8 protein-coding genes and 2 pseudogenes are annotated in these 12,334 nt (G+C 47.0%); 8 read left to right on the top strand and 2 right to left on the bottom strand.

Annotated features, from left to right (window positions below; translation table 11 throughout):
* The first annotated feature begins 34 nt into the window (after window positions 1-34).
* From D0A34_05290 to D0A34_05255, 8 genes and pseudogenes are all read left to right on the top strand, one after another.
* Window positions 35-1,015, top strand: coding sequence for an ATP-binding cassette domain-containing protein (locus D0A34_05290; GenBank protein UNU18364.1), 981 nt, complete (start codon window positions 35-37; stop codon window positions 1,013-1,015).
* A gap of 121 nt (window positions 1,016-1,136) precedes the next feature.
* Window positions 1,137-1,925, top strand: a complete 789-nt coding sequence (locus D0A34_05285; GenBank protein ID UNU18363.1) for a multidrug ABC transporter permease — start codon at window positions 1,137-1,139, stop codon at window positions 1,923-1,925.
* 293 nt (window positions 1,926-2,218) lie between these two features.
* Complete coding sequence (locus D0A34_05280; GenBank protein ID UNU18362.1) at window positions 2,219-4,786, top strand: nitrite reductase large subunit; 2,568 nt, start codon at window positions 2,219-2,221, stop codon at window positions 4,784-4,786.
* A 197-nt stretch (window positions 4,787-4,983) separates the two neighbouring features.
* The gene (gene nirD / locus D0A34_05275) at window positions 4,984-5,343 is read left to right on the top strand and encodes a nitrite reductase (NAD(P)H) small subunit (GenBank protein UNU18361.1); all 360 of its coding nucleotides are present in this window, start codon (window positions 4,984-4,986) and stop codon (window positions 5,341-5,343) included.
* Between the two features lie 217 nt (window positions 5,344-5,560).
* The gene (locus D0A34_05270; protein ID UNU18360.1) at window positions 5,561-7,654 is read left to right on the top strand and encodes a histidine kinase; all 2,094 of its coding nucleotides are present in this window, start codon (window positions 5,561-5,563) and stop codon (window positions 7,652-7,654) included.
* 30 nt (window positions 7,655-7,684) lie between these two features.
* Window positions 7,685-7,951: pseudogene (locus D0A34_05265) on the top strand (hypothetical protein).
* 148 nt (window positions 7,952-8,099) lie between these two features.
* Entirely contained in the window at window positions 8,100-9,281 is a 1,182-nt protein-coding gene (locus D0A34_05260) for a hypothetical protein (protein UNU18359.1), read from the top strand.
* Between the two features lie 120 nt (window positions 9,282-9,401).
* Window positions 9,402-9,785, top strand: coding sequence for a hypothetical protein (locus tag D0A34_05255; GenBank protein ID UNU18358.1), 384 nt, complete (start codon window positions 9,402-9,404; stop codon window positions 9,783-9,785).
* A gap of 118 nt (window positions 9,786-9,903) precedes the next feature.
* Here the strand turns inward: D0A34_05255 and D0A34_05250 are convergent.
* Together D0A34_05250 and D0A34_05245 are read right to left on the bottom strand one after the other, a co-directional pair.
* A pseudogene (locus D0A34_05250) lies at window positions 9,904-10,068 on the bottom strand (DNA-binding protein).
* A 340-nt stretch (window positions 10,069-10,408) separates the two neighbouring features.
* Complete coding sequence (locus D0A34_05245; protein UNU18357.1) at window positions 10,409-12,109, bottom strand: low-complexity protein; 1,701 nt, start codon at window positions 12,107-12,109, stop codon at window positions 10,409-10,411.
* Between the last annotated feature and the right edge of the window lie 225 nt (window positions 12,110-12,334).

Below are 12,334 nucleotides of genomic sequence, written 5' to 3'. Positions count from 1 at the left end.
CCCTAGATTAAAATAAAAGTTAAAATTTGAGCCGATGCCAATTATCTTAGTTGAAGACTTGAGCAAAGTTTATCCGGTAGCGATTAAAGAACCGGGGCTTAAAGGAACAGTGCGACACTTTTTTAGTCGCACTTACCGCAATATCAAAGCAGTTGAGGGCGTTTCTTTCAGTATTGAACCGGGGGAAGTGGTGGGGTTTCTCGGTGCTAACGGTGCGGGCAAAACTACTACGCTGAAAATGCTGACTGGTTTGATTTATCCCTCGGCTGGTACTGTGAGAGTGTGCGATCGCACTCCTTTTCGTCGCGAAGCAGATTTTCTCCAAAGAATCACCTTAGTGATGGGGCAGAAACAACAGTTAATTTGGGATTTACCAGTGCTTGACTCTCTGCGAATCAATGCCGCTGTCTACGGCATTCCCGACACAGATTATCGGCGGCGAGTCGGAGAATTGACAGAGATGCTGTCACTAGAAGGCAAGTTAAATCAGGCGGTACGAAAGCTTTCTTTAGGCGAACGCATGAAAGCTGAATTGATGGCGGCGCTGCTGCACCAGCCGGAAGTATTATTTTTAGATGAACCGACTTTAGGTTTGGATATAAACGCACAGTTTAGCGTCAGGCAATTTCTGCGAGAATATAACGAGCGCTATCAAGCAACAGTGCTGTTGACGAGCCACTACATGGCTGACATTACTGCTTTGTGCAAGCGCGTTTTGTTAATCCATGAAGGGCAATTAGTTTATGATGGCAGTTTAGACGGATTGCTCGACAGGTTTGCACCTTATCGGGAAGTTCAGGTAAAATTAGCTAAGCCGCTGGCAAAAGATAGTGCTTTTGCTTACGGGGAGGTAGAATCTATTGAGGGACAATCGGTGCGGTTTTTGGTGAAAAGGGAAGAGTTGACGATGAGTGTGGCGAAGATTTTGGCGGAGTTGGAAGTGATAGATTTGACAGTTACCGATCCGCCCATTGAAGAGGTAATCGGTCGCGTTTTTCGCACGGGAAAAGTGTAACGTTTTTGGCTGGGTTCATTCTCCATAACAGGCAAGATATCTGTTCCGCTAAAGTTTTAATGTTTTGTGGAACGGGCATCTTGCCCGTTGCTAACACCGAAAAATTAAATCTAAAATTGATATGACAAAATCCATCAAAATTGCTAAAACTTTGCTAGTTACCTACTACGCTTATATGCTCGAATACCGGGCCGAATTGTTTTTGTGGGCCCTGTCGGGAGCTTTGCCGTTTATCTTGATGGGTGTCTGGATGCAGGCGGCCGAAACTGGTCAATTTGGGCTGAATTCGATCGACTTTGCCCGTTATTTCTTAGCCGCTTTCATTGTCAGGCAAACAAATGTAGTGTGGGTGATTTGGGAGTTTGAAAAGGAAGTAGTGCAAGGCCGGCTATCTAATAGATTGTTGCAGCCTCTCGATCCCGTATGGCACCACTTCGCATCTCACGTTTCCGAAAGGTTTGCGAGGCTGCCGTTTGTATGCGGATTAGCGCTGCTGTTTTTTGCACTTTACCCGCAGTCTTTTTGGCTGCCGAGTTTGGGCAGGTTTTTGCTGTTTTTGTTGGTTGTCGTCTTGGCTTTTTGCTTGCGCTTCTTGATACAGTATACCTTTGCGCTGTTTGCTTTTTGGCTGGAAAGGGCAAGTGCGATCGAGCAATTCTGGTTTCTAATTTACCTGTTTTTATCGGGACTTATCGCGCCGCTAGAAGTGTTTCCCGCACCCGTGCGCGAAGTAGTTTTGTGGACGCCTTTTCCTTATTTGATTCATTTTCCTGCTTCAATCTTGATAGGATTGCCCGTAGATGTAGGCCGCGGTTTGTTGGTAATGTTGGGTTGGAGTGCGGTGTTTTTTGTGTGGAATCGCTGGCTTTGGCGGCAGGGCTTGAAGCAGTATTCGGGCATGGGCGCTTAAATAATAATTAAAAATTAGAAAACTGTAAGGTGCGTCACAGTAAAAATATTAATCGTTTTGTCAAAAACACTTAGCTGACGCACCATACTTAACTGTCGAGTAAATCTAAAATCTAAAATCGACTGACGCACCTACTTAAGTCGATCGCACACATCATGCCATGCAAAAATGCAATCGGGAGTATTCGACAATTGCATAAACATCCATTTTTGGTATATATAAGTACAAAAGTTTACAATAAAGTCTTATATTAATAAACCCAACGACTGATAAACGGGATAAAAGAGATTCTAATGACAGCCAAAAAAAACCTCATTGTAATCGGCAATGGCATGGTAGGTCACAAGTTCCTAGAGTTAATGGTCAGCTCAGATGCTGCCAAACACTGGAATTTAATTACTTTTTGTGAAGAACCGCGCGTTGCTTACGATCGCGTAAACCTCAGCGGATTTTTCTCGGGCAAAACAGCGGGAGATTTATCTTTAGTTGCACCGGGATTTTATCAAGAAAACGGCATCCAAATTTACATCGGCGACAAAGCAGTCGCCATTAACCGGGAACACAAAATAGTCTCTTCAGCCAACGGTTTAGAAGTTCCCTACGACAAAATTGTTCTCGCGACCGGTTCCTATCCATTTGTGCCATCAATTAAAGGCAAAGACGCTACAGGAACTTTTGTTTACCGGACAATTGACGACCTAGAAGCGATGTTAGATTACGCTAAAAATTGCCAAACAGGAGTAGTAATTGGCGGCGGTTTGTTAGGTCTAGAGTGTGCTAATGCTCTGCAAAATATGGGTTTAAAAACTCACGTTGTTGAGTTTGCATCGCGGCTGATGCCCGTGCAAGTTGACGAAATTGGCGGTGCAATTCTCCGCAGCAAAATAGAAGAGTTGGGGGTTTCGGTTCATACCAGCAAATCTACCACAGAAATTGTCAGCGAAGATGGCAAAGTTACTAAAATGCTGTTTGCTGACGGTTCGGAATTGGCAACAGATATGATAGTGTTTTCTGCGGGCATTCGCCCCCGCGACGAAATTGCCAGAAGTTCCGGTATAGAAGTAGGAGAACGCGGTGGCATTGTGATTAATGATAGCTGCCAAACCTCCGATCCTGACATTTATGCGATCGGAGAATGCGCGCTGTATCAAAATCGCATCTACGGCTTAGTTGCGCCTGGGTATACAATGGCAAGCGTAGCAGCAGATATTTTGAGCCGTGCAGCCGATTGCCGGCAGGATGCCCCCTCTACTACAAGCACTTTTACAGGTGCGGATATGTCCACTAAACTCAAATTATTAGGGGTGGATGTCGCTAGTTTTGGAGATCCTTTTCCCAAGTCGGGCGATGCTAAAGAAATTGTTGTTGCTGACACCTTCCAAGGCATTTACAAAAAATTAGTTTTAAATCAAGACGGCAGCCGAATTTTAGGCGGAATTCTCGTGGGAGATGCTTCGGCTTACGGAACTTTGCTGCAATTCATGCAAAATGAAATTGCTCTGCCGCCGCATCCTGAAGATTTGTTAATGCCGCCGCGAGAAGGGGGAGCAGTGGCAGGCTTCGGAGTAGACAGTTTGCCGGATTCGGCTCAAATTTGTTCTTGCAATAATGTTACCAAAGGGCAGATTTGTGAAGCGATTCGCGATCGCAATTTAACCGATGTTGCCAGCGTCAAGAAATGCACTCAAGCTGGGACGGGCTGCGGTGGCTGCGTGCCTTTGGTGACGGATATCTTCAAGGCGGAGATGAAAAAAGCTGGGTTCGCCGTCAAAAATCATCTCTGCGAACATTTTGAATATTCGCGTCAAGAATTGTACCATTTGGTGCGCTCTCAAGAAATTAAAACCTTTGAGGAGTTGATTGAAAGACACGGCAAAGGTAAGGGCTGTGAAATTTGCAAACCCACTGTTTCTTCGATGCTGGCTTCTACTTGGAATGACCATATTTTAGAGAAGTCTCACGTCGCTTTGCAAGATACAAACGATTACTTTTTGGCAAACATTCAGCGCGACGGTACTTATTCGGTGGTGCCCCGAATACCGGGGGGAGAAATTACTCCCGATAAGTTGATTGTTTTGGGAGAAGTTGCCAGGGATTTTGGGCTTTATACTAAGATTACTGGCGGGCAACGGATTGATTTGTTTGGAGCTCGCGTGGATCAATTGCCCCATATTTGGCGTCGGTTGATTGATGCGGGATTTGAGTCGGGACACGCTTACGGTAAGGCTCTGCGTACTGTAAAATCTTGTGTTGGCAGCACTTGGTGCCGCTTTGGGGTGCAGGATTCAACGAGTTTGGCGATCGAGGTTGAATTGCGGTATCGTGGTTTGCGATCGCCCCACAAGCTCAAATCTGCTGTCTCTGGCTGCACTCGCGAATGCGCGGAAGCTCAAAGCAAGGATTTTGGGATAATTGCGACAGAGAATGGTTGGAATTTGTACGTGTGCGGCAACGGGGGAATTAAGCCACAGCACGCGGTTTTGCTGGCGACGGATATCGATAAGGAAACGCTGATTAAGTATATCGATCGATTCTTGGTTTTTTACATCCGCACCGCCGACAGATTAGAACGCACTGCTACTTGGTTGAACAAACTTGAGGGCGGGATTGAATACTTGAAACAGGTGATAATTGAGGATTCTCTGGGCATTTGTGCGGAATTAGAAGGGCAGATGGAACATTTAGTGAATACTTATCAATGTGAGTGGAAAACGACGATTGAAGACCCACACAAGGTGCAGCGGTTCCAGCATTTTGTGAATTCCGATTTGCCCGATCCGAGTATTGTTCGTGTTGCAGAACGAGGACAAACGCGGCCGGCTAACGAACATGAAAAGGCTCTGGCGGGAGTTTCGGAATAACTTCTCCCCAGCCCTCCCCTTGCTAAGGGGAGGCAGCAAGATCACCTCTTCCCAGGCTCTTCCTGGGAATGAATTCCGGGAGGCTCTGCCTCCTTCCGCGAGGCGAGGCATCCTCGAACCGTGAGGCATAGCCTCAAAACCTAGGTTTCCAGTCTCCGGCTGGGAACGAGATTGAAGTAAATTAACAGGAAAACAAAATGGTTCAATCATTATCGGTTTCCGATACAGTAACAACTTGGGTAGATGTGTGTTCTCTGCATGCGATCGCCCCTTATACTGGAGTTTGCGCTTTAGTTAAAGGCGAACAAGTGGCGATTTTCCGAGTGGGAAACGGGCAGGAAGTTTATGCGCTTAGCAATTACGACCCGTTTAGCAAAGCTTTTGTTTTGTCGCGGGGAATTGTGGGCGATCGCAACGGCACTCTCAAAGTTGCTTCTCCCATTTACAAACAAAACTTTAGTCTGACTACCGGGCAATGTCTGGACGATGAAACGGTAAAGATTCCTACTTTTGCGGTTCGGGTTGTAGCCGATCGCGTCCAAGTAGCTGTTAGTTAGATTCACTGGCTTAATTATTCGATCGCCATCCGCCACCACCTAACATTCCTGCGGGTGCTGGCGGATTTTGCATTGGGGCCCTCCCGACTCCGTATTTTTCGTCTAAAATAGAGTCGATTGGTTCCATACTCGCGGCTCGCTCAAAAAAATCTCCACTAATATCGGAGCTGAGGCGAGGATTGTCAATACAAACAAACTTCAGGGGCAGGGTATCGGTATGTTGTTAAAAAAACTTGTTTCCGAAAATAATCCCCAGACTGTAGCAGAGTTAATTTATACCCAACTCACAATCGGTCAACTGACTTGGGGCGATCTCAACATAGAAGTTTTCGGCCAGCACTGGCGGGACGAATCTTTGCACGAAGTCCTCAGAGAAATTGCAGCTAAGCTCGACAAAGAAACAGCCAGCAAAATTATTGAATATCTCACAGCTCAAAACGGTCAACAAGAAAAATTTATTAATTTGTTTTTAGCAGCGCAATGCCTGTTAAAAGTTAAAAATGATGTTAATAAAAAAACCGAAAAAAAACTGTTAAACGCTTTAAAAAAGTTATCGCAATACGGTACGGGTTTCCTGATTCTTTATCAAAGCGCTCAAGAATTGCAGGAAACTTATCAAATTCGCAATCGATCGATCGCGGCGATCGCCCAAACTTGGAAAAACGACCCGCAAACCCTACCTTGGCTGAAAATACTCGCTCACTCCAGTGACTGCGGCGAAGTCCGAGCCACAGCAGTCGAAGCAATAGCCCGTGGTTGGCCAGACCAGCCAGAAATTTACCTGATGCTCAAAAACCTCGTCAAATCCGATGGAAGCTGGGCAGTGCGATCGACCTGTGTGCGAGAAATGGCTTCTGGTTGGCCAGACACGAGCGATACCTGGCCGCTGCTGGCTGCCCTGGCTCAGTTTGATCAAAGTCCCGCAGTCCGCACCGCAGCACTCGAACAGTTGGCCTCTAATTGGCCCGATCGCACAGATACCTTGCTGATGCTGAGAACCGCCGCCGAATCCGACGAAAATTTGGGAGTGCGAGTCGCAGCGTGGCAAGGAATAGCCAAAGGTTGGCACAGCCTTTTAGGCACGGCCTCCCTGCTCAAAAACCTTGCCCAGACAGGAAGTTCTATCCTGCGAACAGTAGCGGTGCGGGAGTTGGCAGCGCGCTGGCCCGCCGCGGCAGACGTTTGCCTCTTACTGAAAACCCTAGCTGAATCCGACAGCAGCAAAGAAGTGCGGACAGCAGCCTTAGAAGAATTGGCCTCGCACTGGCCCGGCGAGCCCGACATTTACCCGCTGCTGAAAACTAAAGCCGAGTCCGACCCGAGTTCGAGCGTCCGGCGCGCAGCAGTCCAAGCAATTGCCTTTGGCTGGCCGGGGAACCCCGAAACTCTGACTTTTTTGAAAAATATAGCATTGGGCGATAGCGACGCCGACCTGCGCGAAATAGCCCTAAAACAGATAGCCGCAGGTTGGCCCGACCACCCAGAAACCCTGCCCCTGCTGCAAAAAATAGCTGATTCCGAGGATTACTGGACTGTGCGGCAAGTAGTAGTGGAAGCTGTCGCCGCACTGGGGTCAGCCAGTCTCGAAGTCTTTGCTTGGTTGCAAAATCTCGCCGAGTCAGACAGACACCTCAACGTCCGAGAAACTGCCGTGGAAGAGATCGCAAAACGCTGGTCTCACCGCGGCGAGACACTGCCTTTCCTCAAAAGCCGGGTAGAGTGTGAGTATGATTCTCACCTGCTGAGCGTGCTAGTACGGGCGATCGTGCGGCGCTGGCCCGACCACCCAGAAACCTTGCCTTGGCTGAAAATTGAGCTCGATTCTGGGGAAGCGCTGGTGCGGCAAGCGGCGGTGCTTGAACTTGCTTACAACTGGCCAGACAATCCTGAAACTTGGATGCTGCTGGAGGCTAAAGCAGAGGGCGATGAGACTCCGGCTGTCAGGCAAATGGCTTTGCAAAAGTTAGCGCGTGGGTGGACAAATCAGTCTCAAACTTTCGAGTGGGTCAAAAGTAGAGCTCAAAAAGATGAAGATTCGCAGGTGCGGGCGATCGCCCTGGTAGAGTTAATGCGGGGATGGAAAGACGAGCCGGGAATGTTTGAATTTTTGCGCGATCGAGCTTTGAGCGATGTTGACAATCAAAACGGTTCTTTTCCTTACAATCCCCGATTTACAGCACTTGAAGCGATTATCGAACATTATCCCGAAAATCCCGGAGTTGTGCCTTTGTTGCGATCGCTTTCCGTTTCCGACGCCGACGAGCAAATCCGGGCCTTAGCCGATCGCCGGCTCCGCAGCCAAGACTGGTAAGTGGAAACAATCCTTTAGACACCTCGGAAAATTAATCATGCCTGCTCTTCCACCCTTGCTCAAGAGTTAGCGTGCGATGCTCGCTTTTTAGCGCGGATTAATAAGACTCTGGCGACTTACGAACGGGTGGCAGTTGAGAAACAAAAGGGGCAGATTGCTCAGGCTGTGAATTCTTTAGTGCGTCCGACGAAAATGAGAAGGGTGGCGACATCTGCACGTTCTTTGGCGGTTGTAACGGGTATCCTATTGACGACGTTGGGTGTCGGTGCTTTGATGGGATGGATGGGTTTACTTTGGTAGCCAAGAGGGTTGGCGCCGGGAAGCGGTATAGCCTGTAGAAAAGCGTAAGTTTATGGATCGAATGTTTACAGTTTTATACACTGTAAACGGGTGTTAGAACTTGTTATGTAATGTAATTAACCTTACTTAATTAGAAGCTGAGCATATGAAGCGATTAATTGTATTGGCCACTGGGACTGATGGATCGCCTCAAAAATGGCGACCTCTACTAAACCAACTACATGAAGAAGATTTAATAGCCGGCAGCAAGTGGTTAACTTTTAATCATTGTGGATTTTGGAATTTTCATGCCTTTAGTAAGTTCTTTACTAAATCAATTGAAACACTATCGCTTGAATTGAAATCTAAAATTGAGCAGCATTGGCAGGCAGCCGTTGTTAGCGGTGAACCTTTTGACGATATTATTTGCATTGGTCATAGCATTGGCGGGCTAATTGTAAGACAAGCTTATTTAGTAGCGGCTGGAGCTTACCCCGGAAGTGTCAAAAGTGCAATTCCTTGGGTGGGAAAAGTTAGTCGCTTTGTTCTACTTGCATCGACCAACCGAGGATTTAAAGCTAATAATTTCTTGGTATCAGCAGTCGTAGATTGGTCAAGCGCAACGGGCTGGTTCCCAAATTTACGCGATACCGTTCAGGGATCTGCTTTTGTTACCAACTTACGGATCGCTTGGATTCGCTATTTTTCAAGCTTCCAGGGTGCAGAACCGATAATGATGATTCAGATTCTTGGCACTGAAGATGGTATTGTCCAGAGAGAAGATAGCATTGATATTCAGCAATTTCCTAACGGTGTTCAGTTTGATATTGCTGATGTAAACCATGACAATCTTTACCGTCCTAAAGGACGCAATAGTGAAGCAAGTGAAGAATGGAATCTACGCTATAAATTCCTGAAGTGGGCCATTTTACAATGCGAGCCTCAAAAACCCGAGCAAATTCCCTCTGAACTCAGGGATGGTGTTATGGTTAACCCTACAGAAAGCGCATTTGAAACCACAACTGTTTTTGTCATACATGGTATACGCGATAGTAACAGTGGTTGGGCTAGCCAGTTGGAAGATAAGATTAGGAATCTTACCCAGGGAAAAATTACAGTAGTGCGCTCTACATATGGTTATTTTTCTGCTTTTAATTTTTTCTTTCCCTGGCTCAGGCGGCAGAATATTCGCTGGTTTCAAGATCAGTACAGTTATCGCTTTGCCTTAAATCCCAAGACAGAATTCCTTTTCATTGGTCATAGCAACGGTACATACATTCTTGGAGAAAGTTTGAAAAGAGTGTCAGCTATGAGATTTAATCGAATCTACTTGGCAGGTAGTGTTTGACCTCGTGAGTATCCTTGGCAAGAGCGCTTTGATTTAGGTCAGCTTAGGGAGTTTCGGAATGACAGAAGTTGTTGGGATTGGCCAGTGGGAATTCTGTGCAGTGGTTTACGTGGACTTGGAATGAAAGATATTGGTACTGGTGGATTTGACGGTTTCTATTTCGATGATGATCGTACACAAGAGGTCTGCTATTACAACGGAGGGCATGGAGAGCCTCTTGATCAGGAAAACCATACCAGTATTCTTGCATTCATATTGGATGGAGATCGCTCTTATCCCCCGAATCTCCTCACAATCGAGCAAGTTTCAGCCAAGTTTAAATTGATTTCGCGAATGGCCCCCTACTTAGCGCCATTGCTGTTGTTGTTAGCCTTGTGCATTGTATTTCTATGGATTTGGTGGATTCTTCAGGGTTTTGCGTGGGACAGTTTGGCCTTCTGGCTCAAACTCATCATTTCGGTGGCAATTGTATATTTTGCCTATGCTATTGCTAAAACGGGTTGATTGCTATCGTGACGGCCTATATAGGAGGAAAGAAAGAGGGAAGAAGGGCGCTTTTAGGGAAACTAACTAACATTTATGAGGTTTTAGCTGTCATACTTACTTTTTGATTTAGCCATTTTTAGGTACTTTGTTTAACAACTTCTATTTCCTCAAAATCTACGCCCCTCACCGCAGTTTCAAATTCTCCACCCCAAACTCTGCTAACTTCGAGAATTTTTACAAAACTGACACATGGATAATCACTGTCCTCATAATGTCTAAGTCGCTGTTGTTCAATTCCTAAATTATCGTTATAACTCACGCAGCCTTCTTTTGGGTAAAACCTCCAGAATCTTATCACTATACATCTCCAATAATTATTGTGGGACAGGCATCCGGCCCTCCCTGGACTGGCTTTTGACTTCTATGTCTATTCATTCCCCCAAAAGGGCGATCGCATACCGCACCGCTTCCCCCATTAGCGAACAACGATCGCAATCCGAAGCCGTTTTCTCCCACTTGAGCAACTGTTCCCCAAAAACTTGGTATTGCTTGGCCCGCTGCACCATGCTTGCAGTTTCCGACGCAGAAGGGCCAGTGCGGGTATTAGCCACTCTGCGGCTTCAAGGGTTAACACTTAACTGTTAATCATCGATTAAAAGGGCGATCGCATACCGCACCGCTTCCCCCATCATCGAACAACGAACGCGATCGGACGCCGTTTTCTCCCACCTGAGCAACTGTTCCCGAAAAGCCGGATCTTGCTTTGCCCGCTGTACGATCGCCTGACTGATGACTTTCTTTTGAATCTGCTCTGTCGGGATACCTTGCTGCTTCAAATACTCCAACAGCCGCTGCACGCTTTCGGAGAATTTATCCGGCGTCTGAGACATCAAAATAAACGAAATTTGGCGGACCATCCGCTGGTAGATTTCCTGTCTTCTGAGCAATATTTCCTTGTGACTCGGCTCCACACTGTTACTAGGAATAGCCAAGTCGAGCAAACTCAAAATTTCAGCGTCCTTGGCTAAAACCTTTTCCAACATATCTGGATAAAGCTCCAAAATGCGATCGCCCAAAATCTTGCCGTTCACCAAACGGTTCGCACTCAGCCTCAGTAAACTTTGTTCTCCCGCCGACTCAAAAAATTGAACGTTCAACTTAAGTTCGCGGCTCTCCAACTCCACCCGACGCATCGTAAAAACCAAAGCCTCCCAATTAGGAGATTGGGCAAAACACACCTTTACAATAGAACTGTCCTCTTGATGCTGCCGCCCCAATTCCCCAGACTCAAAATCGCGATCGATCGGCAAGCGATTTGCCGCAACTTTCGCACTATAATCAAACTGAGTAAAAACATAGCTGCAGTCAACTCTCGACAGATCGACATCTTGAACTTGCCAATTTTGAATGCAGCAACCCGTAAGCTGGGCCGCCTCCAAATTCGTCCGAATCAAACGGCACTCAATCAAACAAGCTTCTCTTAAATCCGCCTCACCCAACATCGCATCCATCAAATAAGCGCCGCTCAAATCAGCTTTCCGCAAATCTGCACTGCGTAAATTAGCTTCGCTCAAATCCGCCCGCAGCAAATACACTCCTTGCAGGTTAGCTCGCAGCAAAAGTGCCTTCTTAAAACTCGCTTTCAATAAATAAGAACCCGCCAGATTAGCTCGACTCAAATCAGCGTTATCCAGCACCGCCTCAGTCAAATCCGCCCCCGCCAGCACAGCTCGGTGCAAGTCAGCGCCCGTCAGATTTGCCGATCGCATTTGAGCGCCATTTAAGTCAGATTCAATCAAATTTACACCGATTAAAATTGCCGATCGCAAATTCGCTTCCACTAAATGCGCTTCCCGCAAATTAGCGCCCGTTAAATTAGCACCAACAAGACTGGCGCGGTTGAGATTGGCCTCCATCAATTCCGCCGCCATCAACTTCGCGCCGTCGAGTTTAGCCCCGGCAAAATTAATTTGGTCAGATTTAACTCCTTGAAGATTAGCACCGCCCAAATCCGCTTCGGGAAACGCGGCCCAATTGAGTTCTGCTGCTGCCAAACAAGCAAGGCGCAAATCCGCTTTAGCAAGATTTGCCCCGCTCAAATTTGCCCCGCTCAAATTGGCCCCACTCAGCCCCGCACTGCGGAGATCCGCGCGCCGCAAACAAGCCCCTATCAACTTGGCATTGCTCAAAAAAGACCAGCTCAAATTAGCACCGGTCAAGTTAGCACCAGTGAGGTCTATTTCTCGCAGGTTAACACCGCTTAAACTAGCGCCGCTGAGGTCAATGTGACCAAAGTTGCGCTCTCCCTGTTGATAGCGCTGTAAAAATTCTTGTGTTTGCATTCCGCTGATTGGGGGGCTGGCAATTTAGCTGTTTTAGGACGCGCTGGTCAATAACTTTAACTGGAAGGTACGCACGGAACACGAGCGGGCGCACGGGGACACTACTCTTACTACTTACTGCAAGAACTCATGTCCTCCGGGCGATCCCTGGGTACTTTACCCTATAGATGGCAGTTCAAAGGATTTGTTGCGTAAGTTCTATTTCTACTACCAGTTTTAAAAACT

This window comes from Microcoleus vaginatus PCC 9802 (assembly GCA_022701275.1).
Classification (GTDB): domain Bacteria; phylum Cyanobacteriota; class Cyanobacteriia; order Cyanobacteriales; family Microcoleaceae; genus Microcoleus; species Microcoleus vaginatus_A.
The sequence above is the reverse complement of the archived record's forward strand: the minus strand, read 5'-3'. Positions and strand labels throughout refer to the sequence as shown.